At 61.8% G+C, this 19,067-nt stretch carries 18 protein-coding genes and 2 pseudogenes; 5 read left to right on the top strand and 15 right to left on the bottom strand.

The genetic code is table 11. The features are described 5' to 3' along the window. Positions 1–60: 60 nt before the first annotated feature. Both AU381_RS04540 and AU381_RS04535 read right to left on the bottom strand, forming a co-directional pair. Entirely contained in the window at positions 61–1,470 is a 1,410-nt protein-coding gene (locus AU381_RS04540; protein ID WP_064240600.1) for an adenylate/guanylate cyclase domain-containing protein, read from the bottom strand. Between the two features lie 77 nt (positions 1,471–1,547). Further along, positions 1,548–2,159: a LysE family translocator gene (locus AU381_RS04535; RefSeq protein WP_064240599.1), complete on the bottom strand. Its 612-nt coding sequence runs from the start codon at positions 2,157–2,159 to the stop codon at positions 1,548–1,550. A gap of 179 nt (positions 2,160–2,338) precedes the next feature. Here AU381_RS04535 and AU381_RS04530 point away from each other — a divergent pair, with 179 nt between their 5' ends. After that, a complete protein-coding gene (locus AU381_RS04530) occupies positions 2,339–3,172 on the top strand; it encodes a response regulator (RefSeq protein WP_064240598.1) in 834 nt (277 codons plus the stop codon). A 314-nt stretch (positions 3,173–3,486) separates the two neighbouring features. Beyond that, positions 3,487–4,818, top strand: a complete 1,332-nt coding sequence (locus AU381_RS04525) for a GGDEF domain-containing protein (protein WP_064240597.1) — start codon at positions 3,487–3,489, stop codon at positions 4,816–4,818. A 48-nt stretch (positions 4,819–4,866) separates the two neighbouring features. Here AU381_RS04525 and AU381_RS04520 read toward each other — a convergent pair whose 3' ends face one another. From AU381_RS04520 to AU381_RS04510, 3 genes are all read right to left on the bottom strand, one after another. Beyond that, positions 4,867–5,871, bottom strand: coding sequence for a GlxA family transcriptional regulator (locus AU381_RS04520; protein ID WP_064240596.1), 1,005 nt, complete (start codon positions 5,869–5,871; stop codon positions 4,867–4,869). A gap of 699 nt (positions 5,872–6,570) precedes the next feature. Beyond that, positions 6,571–6,771, bottom strand: coding sequence for a hypothetical protein (locus tag AU381_RS29490; protein WP_064240595.1), 201 nt, complete (start codon positions 6,769–6,771; stop codon positions 6,571–6,573). Positions 6,772–6,895: 124 nt separating this feature from the next. After that, the gene (locus AU381_RS04510) at positions 6,896–7,234 is read right to left on the bottom strand and encodes a hypothetical protein (RefSeq protein ID WP_064240594.1); all 339 of its coding nucleotides are present in this window, start codon (positions 7,232–7,234) and stop codon (positions 6,896–6,898) included. Positions 7,235–7,365: 131 nt separating this feature from the next. Here AU381_RS04510 and AU381_RS04505 point away from each other — a divergent pair, with 131 nt between their 5' ends. Then, a complete protein-coding gene (locus AU381_RS04505) occupies positions 7,366–8,280 on the top strand; it encodes a LysR substrate-binding domain-containing protein (RefSeq protein ID WP_064240593.1) in 915 nt (304 codons plus the stop codon). A gap of 87 nt (positions 8,281–8,367) precedes the next feature. On the opposite strand, the pseudogene AU381_RS04500 reads toward AU381_RS04505, so the two are convergent. Further along, positions 8,368–9,144, bottom strand: a pseudogene (locus AU381_RS04500) (winged helix-turn-helix domain-containing protein); the annotation flags it as partial. 189 nt (positions 9,145–9,333) lie between these two features. On the opposite strand from AU381_RS04500, the gene AU381_RS04495 reads away from it, so the two are divergent. Further along, positions 9,334–9,582, top strand: coding sequence for a DUF1127 domain-containing protein (locus tag AU381_RS04495; protein ID WP_064240591.1), 249 nt, complete (start codon positions 9,334–9,336; stop codon positions 9,580–9,582). Between the two features lie 16 nt (positions 9,583–9,598). On the opposite strand, the pseudogene AU381_RS04490 reads toward AU381_RS04495, so the two are convergent. Both AU381_RS04490 and AU381_RS04485 read right to left on the bottom strand, forming a co-directional pair. Then, positions 9,599–10,749 (bottom strand): annotated as a pseudogene (locus tag AU381_RS04490) (M20 aminoacylase family protein). Between the two features lie 123 nt (positions 10,750–10,872). Next, positions 10,873–12,084: a diaminopropionate ammonia-lyase gene (locus tag AU381_RS04485; RefSeq protein ID WP_064240590.1), complete on the bottom strand. Its 1,212-nt coding sequence runs from the start codon at positions 12,082–12,084 to the stop codon at positions 10,873–10,875. Between the two features lie 107 nt (positions 12,085–12,191). Here AU381_RS04485 and AU381_RS04480 point away from each other — a divergent pair, with 107 nt between their 5' ends. Then, entirely contained in the window at positions 12,192–12,692 is a 501-nt protein-coding gene (locus tag AU381_RS04480; RefSeq protein ID WP_064240589.1) for an Lrp/AsnC family transcriptional regulator, read from the top strand. A gap of 158 nt (positions 12,693–12,850) precedes the next feature. On the opposite strand, the gene AU381_RS29485 is transcribed toward AU381_RS04480, so the two are convergent. The 7 genes from AU381_RS29485 to AU381_RS04445 form a co-directional block, all read right to left on the bottom strand. Then, on the bottom strand, positions 12,851–13,270 hold the full coding sequence (locus AU381_RS29485; RefSeq protein ID WP_156528537.1) for a hypothetical protein: 420 nt from the start codon (positions 13,268–13,270) through the stop codon (positions 12,851–12,853). Further along, positions 13,224–15,272, bottom strand: a complete 2,049-nt coding sequence (locus tag AU381_RS04470) for an ASKHA domain-containing protein (RefSeq protein WP_064240587.1) — start codon at positions 15,270–15,272, stop codon at positions 13,224–13,226. Before AU381_RS04470 ends, AU381_RS29485 begins: the two co-directional genes overlap by 47 nt. Positions 15,273–15,292: 20 nt before the next feature. Next, a complete protein-coding gene (locus tag AU381_RS04465) occupies positions 15,293–15,628 on the bottom strand; it encodes a hypothetical protein (RefSeq protein WP_064240586.1) in 336 nt (111 codons plus the stop codon). Between the two features lie 2 nt (positions 15,629–15,630). After that, positions 15,631–16,593 carry a methyltetrahydrofolate cobalamin methyltransferase gene (locus AU381_RS04460; RefSeq protein WP_064240585.1) on the bottom strand — a complete coding sequence of 321 codons (963 nt, stop codon included), beginning with the start codon at positions 16,591–16,593 and terminating at the stop codon, positions 15,631–15,633. A 121-nt stretch (positions 16,594–16,714) separates the two neighbouring features. After that, positions 16,715–17,806, bottom strand: coding sequence for a methylenetetrahydrofolate reductase (locus AU381_RS04455; protein ID WP_064240584.1), 1,092 nt, complete (start codon positions 17,804–17,806; stop codon positions 16,715–16,717). Then, a complete protein-coding gene (locus AU381_RS04450; protein WP_064240583.1) occupies positions 17,803–18,384 on the bottom strand; it encodes a methylenetetrahydrofolate reductase C-terminal domain-containing protein in 582 nt (193 codons plus the stop codon). The genes AU381_RS04455 and AU381_RS04450 overlap by 4 nt, the downstream gene beginning before the upstream one ends. Continuing rightward, entirely contained in the window at positions 18,377–18,679 is a 303-nt protein-coding gene (locus AU381_RS04445; RefSeq protein ID WP_064240582.1) for a virulence factor, read from the bottom strand. The genes AU381_RS04450 and AU381_RS04445 overlap by 8 nt, the downstream gene beginning before the upstream one ends. Positions 18,680–19,067 lie beyond the last annotated feature (388 nt).

The following is a 19,067-nucleotide window of genomic DNA, read 5'->3' as shown; positions in this document are numbered from 1 at the left end:
TCGGGCCAATCCTCCCGGGTAGCCGAGACCAGAAGTCCGCCGTCCGGCTGGGACGCGGCCTCACGGAATCGCAAAAATGCTGATCTCGTTGGCGATACCGCGCAGAGTGACGTTGTGCGACATCGGGCTTAAACCCCGGTCTGAAAGCAGGCCGGAGGTGCGCGGGTCTCCGAGCACCGAGCCGGTGGCGAAGATCTCGCGCGAGGTAGCCAGATGTTGAACACGCGAGGCGATGTTTACGGTCTGGCCGAAATAGTCCTGCCGCTCGTTCAAGTTGACGGCGATACACGGCCCTTCGTGAATGCCGATCTTCAAGAGCAGGTCCTCGCTGCCGCGTTCGTCGTTCAGCTTGCGCATGGCATCGCGCATCCGCATAGCCGCCCCAACCGCTCGGTCGGGTGTCGGAAAGGTCGCCATCACCGCATCGCCGATCGTCTTGACGACAGCGCCCGCCTCGGCCGCGACGATCTCGTTCAGGACCCGGAAGTGCGCCCGCACGAGATCGAACGCCGCCAGGTCGCCGACGCGCTCATAGAGCTCGGTCGAGCCGCGCAGGTCGGTGAACAGAAATGTGAGGCTGGTGATCTTCAGCCGCTGGTCGACGTCGAGCGTATCGGTACGGTAGATGTCGCGGAAGGTCTGATTTGAGAGCAGCCGCTTGGCGGTGAGGAACGGCCGGCGGCGGCCGAGCATCCCGTGCAGCGCCTCGTTGGCGATGCACACCGAGGGGAGGGTGCGGACTTCCGCATGGTTCTCCACCTGGATCCGAAGCGGGCCGGGCTGCATCTTCAGCGTTTCGGCATGGCGGTGTGAGCGGTCGAAGACGAGGGCAATGTTCCGGCGTTCCTTGGTCGGTTCGCCGCTGACGTCCAGGAACTGCGCCGCATGCGTCACCGGCTCGAAGACGATGACGAACTCCGCCGGAAGCTGCAGCGAGATGACTGCCTTTTCGCCGGGCGGCAATTCGAGCGTCTCGATAACGAACTCGTCGACTTTCTCCTCATACCCCTCCTCCGGCAGGTCGACACCGGATCCCCAGTACATCTGGCGGAGATACTCGATCGCAGGCAGTTCGTGCGGATTGTGTGCATCGATGTGGCGCACCCGCGGACTGACCGTGAAGGTAACCTCGACCATTTCGTCGAGGGTCGGCTCATAGCCGGCGGCGCAGAGCGCACAGGTGTATTCGGTGCTCTGCACCGTCTTCAATGTCGTATTGGCATCGAGAACGCCGCCGCAGCCGGGGCAAAGGACGTTCCAAGACAGCTCGAAAATGCCGAGCCGCGAGGCGTGGAGAAAGCCAGCGATCGTCTCCTCCTCGTCGAGCCCTCCGGAGGCGGCAAAGGCGAGCGCATTGATGCGGCAGAGCTTGTGGTCTGGCGCATCCCGAACGAGCCGCTCGAAGGCGCCGACCACCTCCGGCTTCACCGATCGGCGCAGGACTTCGAATAGAGTCTGAGCTTCACCCATGGCGGCATTCTATATGGAAATTGCCGCGCGGTCAGGCGATTTGTCTTCGCGCAGGGGAGCCGTCTGTTTCCTGCCATTCAGTTCCTTACGGCGATGGTGGCCGCCGCACCGCCCATGCAAACGGCAGCTCCGCGATTCAGGAGCCGCGCGGCGCGGGGCGACTGCAGCGTCCTGCGTGTCTTCGCCGCGGCGAGGGCGAAGGGCAATTGGACAGCTGTCAAAATGACCGCGGTGATCGCCAGCAGAACAAAGACATCCGCCAGCGACAGCGCGTTGATGTCCACGACTGTCGGCAGGATGGAAATGTAGAAAAGGACAGACTTGGGATTTCCCAACGTGACGTGGATACCCGAAAGAAATGCATTGCTTCCCGTCTCCGGTCGTGCATCCACCCCGTCGAGCGCGTCGCCGAAGGTCCAGAATTGCACTGCCAGCCAGCAAAGATAAGCCACACCCGCCCATTTGATCGCGATCAGCAGGTAAGTGAAAGTCTCTGCTACGAAAGCGAGACCTCCGAGTGCCATCGAGAGGTAGAGCACGTCACCGAGGACCATTCCCGCTGTCATCCAGGCGCCTTGGCGGTATCCGCTCTTCATGGCCTGTGCAACAATTGCAACAATCTGCGGCCCGGGAATTATTGCCGCGATCGTCAAAGCGCTTGAATAGGCAACGAAGCCTGAAAGAGTCATCGTCGATACACCTGAGCTTGCGCGTGTAGAGCGTCCAATTCTCTTCGGTCATCGGTAGTAGACCGCGGCTGCTTCCGCAAGCCCCTGTCGCAGTCGGCATTTGCGGGCACTCCATTAACAACCAATAAAGCCTCTTCCCCTACGATGCTTGCGGGGACACTCTTTCACATAGGCGATCAATGTCATTCTTCGGCGTTTCCGGAATGTATTATTCCGGCGAATCCCTTGGCGAGCACCGCATTGTGCTTGCCGAGGACTCCAACCTGTTTTCCTCCATGGTCTCGAAGCGGCTGAAGGAACTGTTCGATATCGACGTGATTGTCTGCCGCGACTACGAGGATCTGCAGTTCGCCGTCGAGAATGCGTCCTTTCCAGCCTCGCTTGCCATTTCCAATATCAACCTGCCGGGAGCGGAAAACGGCGAGGCTCTGAACTACCTGATCGACATGAGCGTGCCGACGGTGGTCTTCACCGGCTCCTTCCAGGAGAAGACGCGCGAGGCGATTCTTGCCAAGGACATCGTCGACTATGTCATCAAGGACAGCGTCTTCGCGGTCGACATGCTGGCGGAGTCGGTTTGCCGCTTCCTCACCAACCAGAAGCATCATGTTTTGATCGTCGACGACAGTCCGACGGCCCGGGCGCTGCTCACCACCCAGCTGAAGCGCTACAATTTCCGCACGAGCTCGGCCGAGAGTGGGGCGGCCGCTCTGGAAATCCTGAAGACCAATCCCGATATCGCATTGGTCATCACCGACTACAACATGCCGGATATCGACGGGTTCGAACTGACGCGGCGCATCCGCTCGGCCTATGGTCCCCATCAGTTGCGCATCATCGGCGTTTCGTCATCGACCAACCGCTTGCTATCCGCGCGCTTCCTCAAGGCCGGCGGCAATGATTTCGTCGTGCGTCCCTTCGTAAACGAGGAGTTTTACTGCCGCGTCAATCAGAACCTCGACACGCTGACGAAAATCAAGACGCTGAGCAACAAGGTGAAGATCCCCGCCTAGCGCGAATTTTCGAGCGGGCGGTTGAAATATCATGCTGGCGGTTGATTCATTAACGAATTTGCAACCGGCAGACCGTTCAATTGCGGCAAATAGAAATGGGGAATTCCCGGATACGCGCATATCACCGAACGGGGCTTCGGTCGGGCGGCGCGAACGGGCGCACACGCATATTGGGCCACCGGAGCTCCGCCACGGGAATGAGTTGCGCAGAGGCGAAGAACCTCGACGTCGCTGCTGTTGTGAAGGATATGCTACAGCGACCTTTGTCGTCTGAAAGGACGCACGACGCTGTAAGGGATGGGATTGCAGGGATCGTGAGATTGCGCCGCGCGTCGGGACGGGCGAACCATGTTCAGAAGCACCGCGACAAGCGTCTGCTGCTTGTCGAGGATTCGCGAATGTTCGCGGCCGTTCTCAGGCATGGGCTGGAACTCACCCACGGAATAAACGTCGTCCATTGCGCCTCGCTTGCCTCGGTGAAGGCTGAGGTCGCTGCGGCGGGGGAATGGCCGTTTTCGCTTGCTGTCCTCGATCTCAACCTGCCCGATGCGCCGAATTGCGAGGCATTGGACTTCACCCTCGCCAGCAATGTGCCGGCTATCGTCTTCACGGCCGCCTTCAACGACAGCACCCGCGATCAGATCCTTCAGCGAGGCGTTGCCGACTGCATCGTCAAGAACGAGCCCGAATCGATCGAGCGGCTGATCGCGGCGGTCGACCGGGTCCTTACCAAGGGACGGACGACGGTGCTGCTCGTGGACTCCCGTGCGGCCTCGCGACAGGACCTTGCAGGCATCCTTCGCCGTGGCCGGTTCGCGGTGATCGAGGCGTCGGAGGCCTGGGAAGCATTGGCGGTCCTGGACCAAGGCGAGGCCATCGACGTCATCATCACCGATACGGGTCTCGCCGACCTTGCGGGTCTCGCGCTGCTCGAAGAAGTGCGCAAGCGTCAGGGCGAGGATGCCGTGCCGATCATCGGCCTCTCGGATGAAGGTGATGCGCGTGTGGCGGCGCGCTTCATCGAGGCCGGTGGGGCGGATTTCATCCGCAGGCCTTTCCTCGAGGCTGAGCTCAGCGGCCGCGTCGGACACGCCGCCATGCTTCAGAAGCGGATTCAGGCCCTGAAACTCGCGGCGGCGAGCGACTACCTCACGGGGATCTTCAACCGCCGGCACTTCTTCATGACCGGCCCGCGTCTTGTGGAGCAGTATCTGAGACGCGGCGGGGGTACCTCGGTCGCAGTGCTCGACATCGACCATTTCAAACGCCTCAATGACACTTACGGCCACGAGATCGGCGATCTCGTGCTGAAGCATGTCGCCCGGCGATTGAAGGTGCTGGTCGGCGAGGAGCATCTTCTGGCGCGTCTCGGCGGCGAGGAGTTCGGCATTCTTTTCGACGGGCTCGGCATGCGCGACGCTTTCGTCTTTTGCGAAAGACTGCGGGCGGAGCTTGCGAAATCGAAGATCGTCGCCGACGACGAGGAACTGGCGATCACCGTTTCGATCGGCCTTGCGACGGTCGAAGCGCCGGAAGCTTTCGAGAACTACCTGCACGCCGCCGACCAGTTCCTCTACATGGCGAAACATGCCGGGCGAAACCGCGTCATATCCGAGCTTACACTGCTCGAGGCGCTGGCGTCGTAGGTGTCAACGGGCCGAATGCCGGCGGCTTCCGACCCGGGTGAGCGCGCCTCAGCGAGCCATTTGTAGCGTCAGCTTGCGCTCGGCGCGCTCCTGCTGCGGCGAGCGGTTGTAGAGTTCGCGATAGCACTTGGAAAAGTGCGAAGCGGAGACGAAACCGCAGGCGACGGCGACTTCGACCACGGGCATCGACGACTGAATCAGCAGGTGCCGGGCGCGATCGAGGCGAATCTCCAGGTAATAACGTGCCGGCGAGCGGCCCATCTCCTGCCGGAACAACCGCTCGATCTGGCGGCGCGACAGGTCGGCACTGTCGGCGATCTCCAGGAGCGAGAGCGGCTCGGAGAGGTTCGCTTCCATGAGTTCGATGATCGAGAGAACCTTGGCATTCTGAACACCGAGGCGGGCGCGCAACGGAAGGCGCTGGCGGTCATGTGGGCCGCGAACGCGATCGGTCAGGGCCTGCTCGCAGACGCGGTTCACCAGGCTTTCGCCGAAGTCTTGGTCGATCAGGTTCAGCATCATGTCGAGCGAGGCGGTGCCGCCGGCGCAGGTGTAGATGTTGCCGTCGATCTCGTAGAGGTCGGCATAGACCTCCGCCTGTGGGAAGCTTTCGGAAAAGCCTGGCAGGTTTTCCCAGTGGATGGCACAACGCTTGCCCGTAAGCAGGCCGGCGGAGGCCAGCACATGGGCGCCCGTACAGAGGCTGCCGACGGCGATACCGCGATTGTAGACCTCGCGCAGCCAGGCATTGACCGATTTGTTCTGGAACTCCTCGACGTAGACGCCCGAACAGACCAGGACCATGGAAGGACGGTTCTCGCCCGCCAGAGACTTGCGCTCGTCCGCAAGCGAGGTGTTGACCTCGAGAGCGATGCCGGCTGAGGAGAAGACCTTCTGCCCATCGGTCGAGGCGAGGCGCCATGTGTAGGCCTCATAGCCGAGCATGCGGTTGGCAATGCGGAGTGTTTCGATCGCCGCGGAGAAAGGCAGCATAGAGAAGTTCGGCACCAGAAAGAAGACGAGCGAGCGCTTTTTCGTCAGTGGCTTGTTCATGAGGCTTTCCCATGGTGGACGAGGGTGTCTATTCGTCGCTTGCAATATGTCATCCGGCTTGTCGATTTGCGACATTGACATGGAAAGCCGCGACCGAGAAGAAATTTCGCATTGCGACATGAGGCTTTGCGGTGCGTCAAGAGCGAAATTCGGTGATTGTGTAGAAAGCGACAGAATGTCCGGAGATCGTGGCGCAAACCGGCTAGAAGGGACTTCGCTCCGCGACAAAAGTTTTTCGGCTTGCCCGGTCGCGGTTTTGCCAATTGCGACTTATCCCGCCTGTGGCGGCGCCGATGTCGGTATCTGACAAGATGCCGCTTTGCGCGCTGCCGGTGAAGGGTGGATTCCTGGGCAAGAATGGGCAGGTGACTATGCTGTATCTCACATGATCAGAAACCAAGGCGAAGCTCATCGCCCGAGTGCGCCGCCTCAGGGGCAGATGGAGGCGATCGAGGTGCGCTTGAGACCGAGCAGCCTTGCGGCGCGCGAGAACTTCCCCGCCCGCTCTTTGTCCTTACGACAAGCACGGTACTGTAGAAGTTTGAAGGGGATCTTATGCTTTCGGAGAGGCCAACAGGCATTTTCAATGCCGTCGATCAGCAGGCGCCCAAAAACATGAAGGGCATTCCGTTTGCGGGAATGCCCTTCATCGGCTCGTCGCCCAGCAGTTGCTGTGCGTATGACAGCTCGTGTCGCTGTTCATTGTTCAGTCTTATGCACCGCGTCGTCGACGGACGGAAAGCCGATATCCTTCAGCGTGTCATAGGAGAGGCTCTCCAGCGCACGCTCGTTGCGGTGCCGCTTCCAAGCGGCCCAGGCGCGGGCACGCAGGCTGAAAAGACCGGGCAAAGCCGCAAGGCTCTGGCTCGATGACGACGGGGAGTACTGGTTCGTAGACATTGTTGGTTCCTTCTGAGCTTTTCAAAAGGTCGCGACCATGTGAGGGTTATGACGCAACCGAATTGATCAATCCAACGAATATGTTTGATGCTTTTCATCAAGCATTGTGATCTCTTGCCGCTACCTAACAGCTTGTATCAGGAGACCTGATCACTTTCTGTTCCGCTTGTAACAGGTCGTTTCTGACCCTTGTCGGCAGTTTCGCCAATTGGCGCCGGGTTTCCACCCGGGTTCTGGCGACGTTGGTAGCGCGCCTCCTGGCTGCGACCCTTTCGATAAAGATCCGTGCCCGTGACAACATCGCGAGAACGAAATCACCGTCGTCGCCCGCCTGCCGGATGACGTCATCGGGGTGCGGGCCTGATACATCCATGATCTGCACGCCATTGTTGACGATAGGAGTGCCACTGATCCGTCGTGCCGTTGCAGCCGCGTTGTCGATCGCCAATGTCAGGGCGGTCATGACCTTGCTCCTTTGCGTTGTGGGGGGTGTTCCCGCCTTCCTGCGAGCTTGACTATCGCTCCAATGTGATATTCAATCAAACGAAATGGAGTAAAGCTATCTTTCAGAATTTCTGAATTAAGGAGGCCGCCATGAACATGATCCTGCGCCACGCGCTTCCGCTGCTTGAAATGGACGTGCTGAAGACCTTTGTCGCCATTGCCGAGACCGGCAATTTCACCACTGCGGCCGAAGCCGTGTACCGCACACCCTCCGCTGTCTCGATGCAGATCAAGAAGCTCGAGGAGACGCTGGGCTGCACGCTTTTCCTGCGCGACGCTCGATCGGTCTCCTTGACGCCGAAGGGCGAACTGCTGCTCGGTTTCGCCCGCCGTCTCCTGTCGCTCAACAATGAGACAGTGTCTCGCTTCCTGCTGCCCGACATGAACGGCGTCGTCCGCGTCGGGGCACCGGAAGATGTCGGCGAACGCATTCTGCCGGAGGTCCTGAAGCGCTTTGCCGAAACCTACCCGAATGTGACGGTCGATGTGTCGATCGGCATGAGCAACGCCATACGCAAGCGGGTCGACGAGCACAGGCTCGACATCGCCATCTACAATAGCCTGTCCGACGAATCGGCCAAGGACGGCGAAATTCTCATGCAGGAGAAATTGGTCTGGGCTGGCGCCAAGTGTGGCAACGCGCATCTGCGCGATCCGCTGCCGGTTTCGATGTGGGAGGACGGCTGCGTATGGCGCGCCGATGCGGTCGAGAAACTGTCGCGGGCCGGGCGCAAGTTCCGCGTGGCGTTCCTCAGCGCCTATACGACCGGGCAGCGTGCGGCGGTGCTCGCCGGCCTCGCGATCGCGCCGCTGCCGCGTTATCTCGTCCAGGGCGAGATGGTACAGCTTGGCGAGCGCGACGGGCTGCCGGATCTCGGCCATTACGAAATCGGCCTGAAGGTCGTCGAGGATGCACCGGCACCGGTGCTCGCGGTCGCCGACCACGTCCGCGAGGCCTTCGCCGACCTCCAAATGCATGCGGGCAGGGTGGCCGAGCCAGTCTAATGCATGTCGCCCAAAGTTGGGCAGCGGTTTTGGGGTAAAACGACATGCATAAGAACAAAACCCGGCCCGACCGCGAAGGCTCTTCTAGGCCTCGAGACCGGCGGGCTGGCCGTGCCGTGGAGGAACCGCGAGCCGTCCCACGAGCGCCTCGACAATTTTGCCGGCAACCTCGTCCTGGACCGCGAAAATATCGCCGAGGCTTCGGTCGAAGCGCTCGGCCCAGACATGGCCCCCGCCGATTGCATCGATCAGTTGTGCATTGATGCGGACGCGATCAGAGGCGAGTCTGACACTTCCCTCCAGCAAGTAGCGGACCCCGAGTTCCTGGGCAATTCTGCGCATGTCCGTGGATTGATCCTTGTAGGCGAAGCTCGAATTCCGCGCGATGACGTACAGGTCCGGAATCCGCGACAGATCGGTGATCACGTCCTCGGTCAATCCATTCGCAAAGGAGGCGTGCCCCAGATCGTCGCTCATGTCACAGAAGGGCAGGACAGCGATCGATGGTCGCTCCGGAAGCGGCACGAACTCCCGGTCGGCATTTTCGCACCTCTGAACCTCGGCAGTGAAGCGGTAACCCACGCGCGGGATGGTCACGATCCACTCGACGCCGTGAGGGGCCGGACCGAGAAGCTTCCGCAGTGCAGCTATCTGCACAGAGAGGTTGCTCTCTTCCACAGCCAGTCCCGGCCATGCGGCCCCCAAGAGATCGGACTTGCGCAAGACCTCTCCTGGATGTCGGGCAAATGTCTCCAGAAGCAACAGCCCACGATAGGCAACAGGCACAGGGTTACCCTCCCGCCGAAGCGTTCCCGCTTCCGGATCGAGCACGAACGTACCGAAGGCAAAGCACGGTCGCTGCATACGGCATCTTAGTGCATGCCTGCTGCATGGGAAATCGCGCAGAGCAAAACAATGGCGCTTCGCCGCTACTCATTTCGGAAGTTTTCGGAACTATTAGGGGCGGTTTCGATACACCGAGTGTCACTTTCTCCAGAATGCGCGACCTGTGCCAGTCATGAACGGACTCCAGCGGAGGGAAGGGGGAGCTCGATGCATATTTTTTCCTTTACGACGGGCGCCGGACGCCATTGGTTTGCGCATCCATGGGCAAGCGAAGTTCACGGCGGACTCGACGGGCCGGCGACCACTGGAAGCCTTGTAGAGACCTGGAATCGCCGCATCCACTATCGAGAGGAGCTGGCACGGCTATCGAAGGATGGCCCCGAGTTGATCCAGGATATCGGATTGAACGCCCGGCAGGTCGAGGACGAAGTTGCCAAGCCGTTCTGGCGTAAATGAACCGCCCATCCGTCGGCTAGGCTGTGGACAGACGCCGCCGGACGATCGCAGCGTGGAAGCCCGCGCCGTGGATCAGGCCAGCATCGTTGAAATCATAGGTCGGATTGTGCAGCGGCGCTGAGTTGCCGTTGCCAAGGAACACGAAGCACCCCGGCACGTGCTCGAGGAAGCGCGCAAAGTCCTCCGAACCGGTCATCGGCTCGCGCGCGGTACCGACATGATTGGCCCCGAACACGCTGCGCGCCGCGGCGAAAGCCTCTTCGACCAACCCTTCGTCATTGACGAGCGGCACGAATTCGCGCGTGTAGCTCATCTCCGCCGAGACGTTGTGGGCAAGCGCTGTGCCCTCGGCGATGACGCGCATCTGCTTCTCGATTTCGGCGCTGACCTCGGGGCGGAAGCTGCGGGCATCGCCCAGGATGCGGGCCAGACCGGGCAGCGCATTGCGGGTGCCGTCGGTGATGAATTCCGTCACCGAGACGACGCTGATGTCGGCGGGACTAAGACGGCGCGAGACGATCGTCTGCAGGTTGGTGACAAGCGCGCAGGCGGCAACCAGCACTTCGTTGCCCGCATGCGGTCGTGCCGCATGTCCGCCGATGCCCTTGAGCACGATCTCGAAATTGTCTTCGGCCGACATGATCGGACCGGGCCGCGTCTCGAAATGGCCGATCGGAAACCCGGGCATATTGTGCAGCGCGTATATTTCCTCGAAGGGAAACCGCTCCATCAGCCCATCGTCGAGCATGGCGAGCGCGCCCTTGCCCCATTCCTCCGCCGGCTGGAAGATGAAGCGCACCGTTCCGTCGAAACCGCCATCCTGGGCAAGCAGCTTTGCCGCGCCGAGCAGCATGGTCGTATGACCGTCATGGCCGCATGCATGACGCCCGGATTTCGTGAGCGATAATCCAAGTTTCCCTGTTCGGGGATGCGTAACGCATCCATATCGGCCCTCAGCCCTATGGCGCGGTTACCGCTGCCGCGCTTCAACGTGCCGACGACGCCGGTGCCGCCGACACCTTCGGCGACCTCAAGTCCGAACTCCCTGAGCTTTTCCGCGACGAAGGCGGAGGTGCGCTTCTCCTCGAAGCCGAACTCCGGGTGAGCATGAAGGTCGCGTCGCCAAGCGGTCATGTCCATATGAAGCGCATTCGTGTCGACAGTCATGTCAGCCATCCTTCCTTGCAAGCTGGCGAGCGACGTCCAGCAGGATATTGGCTCCTGCGACCAGGTCAGATCCCGAAAACATTGCCGGTCCGGGGAGACGCGCCGCATCTATGGAAGGGTTGCTCATGCTTCGGCTCCCATGGCGTTCTTCGCTGCCACCGCGGCGGGTGATCGCCCGACGATCTCTTCGTATTTGCCCGGATCGGTTGCCCCCTCCGTGTTGACGAGGAAGATGCGCGATTGTCCATCGATGCGAAGAGCGGCCTTGATTGCGGGATCCGACGCCGCCTTCATCAGCCCGGCCAGTCCGACGCCGCCACTTTCACCGGCGACGATGGCAGGGTCGCCTGCGGCCGGGTCGGCAAGCTGTCTCATAACGGAGACCGCATCCTCCTCGTCGATGGTCATGAAGGCGTCGGCGACGCGCGAGAGAACACGCCAGGCGACCAGAGAAGGCTCGTAGCATTCGAGCATGGCCATTATAGTCGGCTCCCCATGCGCAATCGTCACCGGATGCCCGGCGCGGGCCGTCTCGAAGATGCAGGCCGCGCGAGCGGGATCGACGACCGCAAAAATCGGGCGCTCGTCGCCAAGCACGATCGCCAGATGGCCAGCCACGGCGGCGGCAATCCCGCCAACGCCACACTGGATGAACACATGTGTCGGCGGTTCCGGCATTTTCCTCAAGGCTTCGCGAACAAGTGCCGTGTAGCCCTGCATCACCAGTCCGGGAATACGTTCGTAACCGGGCAAGGACGTATCCGAAACGATAGTCCAGCCCCTCGCCTCGGCAATGCGGGCAGCCTCCCGAACGGACTCGTCATAGGTGCCGTCGACGCGGATCATGTCGGCGCCGAAACGAGCAATGGCTGCGACGCGCTCGTCGCTTACACCCGGATGCACGAAGATTGCCGCCCGCGCACCCACGAGTTCAGCGCCCTGCGCAACCGACCGGCCGTGGTTGCCGTCGGTAGCGCAGGCAACCGTCATGGTGCGCGCGACGGCCCGGACCTCTGGCGATTGAAGCTCGGAAACATCGACGGCGCGGCCAAGCTTCTCTCCTGCTTCCTCAAGAAGAAGCCGGATTACCGCATAGGCTCCACCAAGCGCCTTGAAACTCCCCAAGCCGAGGCGATGGCCCTCGTCCTTGACGTGGATGGAGGCCACGCCCAGCGCCGCAGCCAGCGCCGGCAGGGAATGCAGGGGCGTTTCGGCATGGTTTGCGCGATGTTCGAGGAATCGTTCGACCGTTTCAGCCGCGCTTTCCCCGAGGGTTTCTGCATCGACGGGGATGAGAGGCTTGTTGTGTGCGGGAAGAGTGTTGAGCAGAAACATGGGGCCACCTCGTTCAAAAAAAGCTGGCGAAGATATATTGCATGCGCCGCGAAAATTGCGCTGTATTCGCGGGCGCGAGTTGCAAGTTTGTTTCGTGAGGAGCCTCCTTGGCGAAGACCAACCCCGAAATCGCCCTCGATTCCTTCGACCTGGCGATCCTGACGATCCTGCAGAATGACAATGCGACGCCGCAGCGCATGATCGGCGAGGCGGTCAATCTTTCCGCGCCTGCGGTGCAGCGGCGCATTAAGCGCATGGAGCAGGCAGGGGTAATCCAGGCGAATTGCGCGATCGTCGACCCGGCCAAGGTCGGCCAGCCGATCACCATCTTCGTCGAGGTCGAGGTGATCAGCGAGACGGCCGAACTTATCGATGCGGCAAAGGCCGAGTTTTCCGCCACGCCGGAGGTGCAGCAATGCTACTACGTCACCGGCGAGGCGGATTTCATCCTCGTCATCGTCGCCGCCACCATGGCCGATTACGAAGCGCTGACGCGGCGGCTCTTCTTCGGCAACAGCAATGTCAAGAAATTCCGCACCTTCTTCGCTATGGACCGGGTGAAGGTGGGGCTGAGGGTGCCGCTGGGAGATAAGGCGCGAGCGAGTTGATGTCGTTGGCAGCCGGGGGTAGCTTTTACGATCGAGCGATCGCCATGGAGCTCAATCGCCAGGCGCTCCGCGACCATGTCGTTATCGACGAAAATCCCCATGATTGCATCAGGAAGATGGAAGCGAACTTTCCGTTCGGCTCCTCCCGGCCTGACTGGTCAAGGATGCACGTTCATGTGAAAGGTGCGCTCGACGAGAACCCGGCCGAACAGGTCCTGCAGTTCATGATCCAGATGAATGCGCGCTACCATCTGGATGACCGCATAACGTATCTCGGAGACAGTCTGACAGATCATGCCTATCATTGCCGCCTTCAAACCGCGATGGCGCTTCTCCCCTGCATTTTGGATATTCCCCAGCACCACTATTTCGTTCACGCCGGTTTTCTCTGGCTCTTTGCGGTGAGCTTCGAAGGCGATCTGGACTTCGGGGCGAATGTCGACCTCATAAAACAGAGGGCATGAACGGGCGGCTGCGGCAACTTTCGCGTGTTGGAATTCCGCCTCCAACTCCGAGAACGGCAGGAACAGTCTACTCCCGGCTACGGCGCCTACGGCGGCCGCCGCCTTCGACGTCATCCGCCAGCACCTTGCGCTCCGGCAACGAGACCACCTCGGCGAGCTTCGGGAAGGCATCCACCTTGTTCGGCATCGCCATGGCGTTGACGAAGTGCTCCTGAAATTTCGATTCAAGAGCCGTCTCTATCTTCTCGATTTTCCTCACCGTTTCCTCGATCTCGCGGCGGTGGCCGCGATTGAGGAGCGCCATCAGCGCGCCGGTGCCGGCGGCATTGCCCACCGCCTTCACCTCAGCGAGGTCGCAGTCGGGGATGAGCCCCAGGACCATGGCGTATTTCGGATCGATGAACGAGCCAAAGGCGCCGGCGAAGCGGATCGTGTCGACATGCTCGACGCCCTGCTTTTCCATGAGCAGCTTGATGCCAGCGTAAAGCGCCGCCTTGGCGAGCTGGATCGCCCGGATGTCGTTCTGCGTCACGGTGATTCTCGGCTCGCCGTCATGCAGCAGGTAGGAGAAGGTGCGGCCGTTCGGAACGATGCGCGGGCTTTTCGCCGCCATGGCGCCATCGACCACGCCGTCCTGCGAAATGATGCCGCTCAGATACATCTCCGCGACCACCTCGATGATCGCCGAGCCGCAGATCCCGGTGACGCCGACCGCTGCGGCCGCTTCCGCGAAACCCTCTTCATCCGACCACTTGTCGACGCCGATCACCCGGAAGCGCGGCTCCAGCGTTTCCGCGTCGATGCGGACGCGCTCGATCGCGCCCGGCGCTGCTCGCTGGCCGGAGGAAATTTCGGCGCCTTCGAAAGCCGGACCAGTGGGGGAGGAGGCGGCGACGACGCGTTCCCGATTGCCGAGGACGATCTCGGCGTTGGTGCCGACATCCACGAGCAGCATCATCTTATCCTGGCGGTGCGGGCCTTCCGAAAGCGTCGCGCCAGCGGCGTCCGCGCCGACATGGCCGGCGATGCAGGGCAGCATGTAGAGTCTCGCACCGCGGTTGACCTCAATGTCGATCTCATGCGCCCAATATTGCAGCGCGCCGGAAACGGCAAGCGCGAAGGGCGCTTGGCCGAGTTCCGTCGGGTCGATGCCGAGGAACAGGTGGTGCATGATCGGGTTGCCGACGACCACCATGTCGAGAATGTCGTGGCGATCGATCCCGCCTTCGGCGCAGACCTTGCCAATCAGGCCATTGACCGCCTCGCGCACCGCTTTGGTCATCGCTTCGCGGCCATCCGGGTTCATCATTACATAGGAGACGCGGCTCATCAGATCCTCGCCGAAGCGGATCTGCGGGTTGGATGCGCCCGAGGAGGCGACGATACGGCCGGACAAGAGCGACACCAGATGCATGGCGATCGTCGTCGAGCCGATGTCGCAGGCTATGCCATAGGCCTCGTTCTTCAGACCCGGCCAGAGGCCGACGATAAAGGGGCGCGACGAATCCATGTCCCGGTGGATTGCGGCGGTCACCGCCCAGTTGCCCTTGCGCAGGATGCCCTGCACCTGCGGGATCAGGTGCGGCGCAATCAGCAGGTCCTTCCAGCCCCAGTCCTTCTCCAGTACCGTCTTCATCCGATCGAGATCGCCGAGCGGCTTGTGCATGTCCGGTTCTTCCACCTCGACATAGCACATCTGGACGGCGGCATTGCGCTCGATCGCCCGGTCCGTCGCGGCCTTCCGCACCACCTGGGCGTTGATGACCGTGTCCTGCGGCACGTCGATGACGAGATCGCCGAGGATCTGCGCCGAGCAGGACAGGCGACGACCATCGGGCAGTTCGCGCACACTCGCGTAGCGCTGCTCCTTCGGGCCGACCGGCGAGATATGGTCGTTAGAGGAAACGATCTTGTGCTTGGCGAAGTTGCCTTCCTGCACGGAAACCTGGCAGCGTCCGCAGGTCGCGCGCCCGCCGCAGACGCTCTCGACATAGACGCCGAGCGAACGCGCTGCGTCAAGGATCGGCGTGCCGACCGGGAAGCGGCCGCGCTTTCCCGATGGCATGAAGAGCACCAGCGGATCGGTCTTGTTGTCCTTCGGGGGCACGTTCAACATCTTCTTGTCTCGCCAAGAGATTATTTCGTGAGCCGGCGCGCGTTCGCCCGCACGCGTTTGGCATAAGGCCGGAGCGCCGCTGCCGCTATCCGCTTGTGGCCGGCCGCAGGCCCGATCTTGCCGACTGCGAGGCCCGCCGCAGCGTCAAAACCTTCCTTCATCACCGCGACATTGGCTGCGACGACGCTTTCCGCAGCCGCAGCCATCTTCTCCGTTACCATCCGGCTTGTCTCGACATAGTCGGCTGCGGTCCCCGTCATGGCGGCAACCGCCATGGCCTGAGTGCGTGCGGCGATGACCATCGGCGCCTGGAACCAGAGCGCCGCCAGATCTTTGGCAATGGAGTGCTTGGCCATGGTTATTCCGCCCTTGCCGTGGCGCCGGCCCGCGCTGCGCGTCCACCGCGGCGGCCGCCGCCGGCAGCCGGTGCCGCCGCGGCGACCGCATGGCCGCCTTCAGCCGGCTTGTGGTCGCGATAGGTCATGATCCAGTTGGTGCAGTTCGCGTCGGTGCCGTTCAGGACGTTCGCGGCGCGTACGGCTTCCATTTCCTGCGGGCGGCAGGGGTTCATGATCGCCGAGGTCATGCCGGCGCCGATCACCATCGGGATGAAACCGGCATTGATGCCGTGCCGGTGCGGCAGGCCGAACGAGATGTTGGAGAGGCCGCAGGTGGTGTTGACCTTCAGTTCCTCGCGCAGGCGCCGCAGCAGCGCGAAGACCTGCCGGCCGGCATCGCCCAGGGCGCCGATCGGCATGACGAGCGGATCGACGACGATGTCGTGCGGCTTGATGCCGTGGTCCATGGCGCGCTCGACGATCTTCTTGGCGACGGCGAAGCGCACGTCCGGATCCATCGAGATTCCGGTTTCATCGTTGGAGATCGCCACGACCGGTACGTCGTATTTCTTGACGAGCGGCAGGATAGCCTCCAGCTTTTCCTCCTCGCCGGTGACCGAGTTGACCAGCGGCCGGCCCTTGGCGACGCGCAGGCCGGCTTCAATAGCAGCCGTCACCGAGCTGTCGATCGACAGCGGCACGTCGACGAGGCCCTGGACGATCTCCAGCGTCTTGACGAGCAGCGGCGGCTCCGTCTCGTTGGGGTTGACAGCTGTCACCCCCGCATTGACGTCGAGCATCGTAGCACCCGCGGCGACCTGCTCCAGCGCGTCCTTGATGACCGTCTCGAAATTGCCTTCGACCATTTCGGCGGCGAGCTTCTTGCGCCCCGTCGGGTTGATGCGTTCTCCGATGACGCAGAAGGGCTGGTCGAAACCGATGACGATCTCGCGGGTGGCGGAAGCGACGATGGTGCGGGTCATGTAAGATCCTTTGATCCTGAAGCGTGGGGCTATGTAATAGGGCCCGTTTTCGTTTGTAAGGCGCTCGACGGGCCGAAGCGCCGGTTTTCCTCTGCTAAAGCCGCGAGCGCGGCTTTTGTTCTCAATGCGGATGATGTGCCGCGGCTTCCGCCATCTGCTGCTGGTTTTCCTCAATGCCCTCGCGCAGGTGGTCGAGTCGCTCGGCGACGAGCGTTTCGGCCGGCGTCGCTTCGCGTTTCCATGGCCTGCGGCCCTTCAAGACGCCGGACTCGTGGACGATCTCGGCCACATATTCCTCCTGGCGGTAAGCCATGACGTGAACGCCGGAAACGCCCTCGATCTCCTTCACCTCGTTGATGATGTCGATGCAGAGCTGCTTGCCTTCCTTCTTCTGGTCCTGCGCACCTTCAAGGCGCGTTACGATCGAATCCGGAATATGGATGCCGGGGACGTTGGAGCGGATCCAGCGAGCTGTTTTGGCGGAAGCCATCGGACCGACCCCGACAAGAATGAAGCATTTTTCGTGCAGGCCCAGATCCCGCACCTTCTTCATGTATTCGCGGAACATCGGCACGTCGAAACAATATTGGCTCTGGACGAATTGCGCGCCCGCTTCGATCTTCTTGGCCAGCCGGTAGGGCCGGAAGTCATAGGGCGGTGCAAATGGATTGATCGCGGCGCCGAGGAAGACCTGCGGCGGCGTCGTCAGCTTGCGGCCGGAGAGGAACTTCGAGTTGTCGCGCATGATGCGCACGGTCTCAAGCAGCGACATGCAATCGAGATCGAAGACCGGCTTGGCGCCCGGCTGGTCGCCGGCCTGCACGCCGTCGCCGGTCAGGCACATGATGTTCTGCACGCCCATGGCCGAGGCGCCGAGCACGTCGCCCTGGATGGCGATGCGGTTCTTGTCGCGGCAAGCGATCTGCATGATCGGCGAATAGCCCATGCGCGTCAGCAGCGCGCAGATGCCGACCGACGACATATGGCAGTTAGCGCCCGAAGCGTCGACGGCGTTGATGCCGTCCACCCAGCCGTCGAAGATCGCGGCACGCTCGTAGACGTCCTCTGGATTGGCGCTGTCCGGCGGGTTGAGTTCGGCCGTGACGGCAAATTCGCCGCGGCGGAGCACCCGCTCCAGCCGGCCGCGCGAGGAATGACCGGGCAGGGGATCGAGCGGTGCGCCGGGGTCGAGAGGATTGATATCCGGGCTCATCGCTGGCCCTCCTTCTGCGCCTCTTCGCGGGCCGCGGACTCGGCCGTCACGCGGAGCCAGGCGGAGGTCTCGCGCAGCGACTGGTTGACCGGCTTCTGAACGTTCATGATCGCATTGCCCTTCACCATGTTCTGCGAACCCTTCCAGGCCTGCACCCAGACGCAAGGCATGTCAGGCTCCACTTCGCAGTTGCCGTTGGCGCGCACGCCGCCGCAAGGGCCGTTCCGGAGCTGCTTCGGACAGTTCATCGGACAGGACATGCCGGTCGAGGACAGCGCGCACTGACCGCACATGCGACAGTCGAAGAGGAAACCCTTGACGTGCCGTTCGACAAAGGTCACCGGCCGCTCGACGCGGCCGTAGCCGATGGCGTTCCACAGCGGATGGAGCTTCAGGAACATATCGGCAAAGCGGTTGTAGAACCATTCGAGGAAGCGCGAATTACGCACGGCCCAGAGACGCACGGTGTATTTGCGACGCGAGCGGCGGCTCGGCGACACGTTCGTTGGGACATAGGCGCCGCTCGCCGCCTTCTTCGCGGGCTGCGCATTGCCGGTGACGACCTTGGGATCAGCCATTTTCCCGTCCTCCTGCCTTGACGAGAGCTACGAGCCGCTCCTTGTCGTAGGCAGCCTCGAGCTCGGCCGCAGCCTTGTCGGCCTCCGCCTCGAGATCATCTGAAACCTGAACAGGATCTGCCTTGCGCCACTCGGCGAGATAGTCGTCGGTCTCGGCGGCGCCGGTGCGCATCGCGCACATGTCGATCGCCTCGGTGAAGCGAAGCGAAAGCTCACGCTTGGCGCTCTTGCGGCCCTGTTTGACAATGACCTGGGCGGGGATATCGCGCCAGTAGACGATGATGCGGTCTGCCATGGAATTCCCTGTTCTCCTCTAGCGCATAACTCCGAAACCGAAAATTCGGAAAGGCTTATGCACCGAGTCAAAGTGTTACAACGTCCTTTACGCGTCAGTTCTGGCGCGCGGCGCTGTAATGCCGACAATGCGCATGTCCATGCGCCGTGGCTCACCTTGCCACGACGTCGGATATGTCCAAAAACGACGCTCCACGGTTCGTATACGAGCGAAATGCGTCACGGATATCGTGGCGGCCGTGTTTGACGTTGGAGACGCCGAAACGCGCTCCGGAAAGCCGCTGACCAGGATGGTGGCGTTGCGCGGGATGTCGAGCCGAGGCGCTGACGACGCGGGTCAATTCAGAATATCAGCATAAAGTCATTCACCAACCATTCACGTCGCATTC

Origin of the sequence: Sinorhizobium glycinis, assembly GCF_001651865.1 — a bacterium.
In the GTDB taxonomy this organism is placed as follows: Bacteria; Pseudomonadota; Alphaproteobacteria; order Rhizobiales; family Rhizobiaceae; genus Sinorhizobium; species Sinorhizobium glycinis.
Note: the sequence above shows the minus strand (reverse complement) of the source record. Positions and strands in the feature narration are given on the sequence as shown.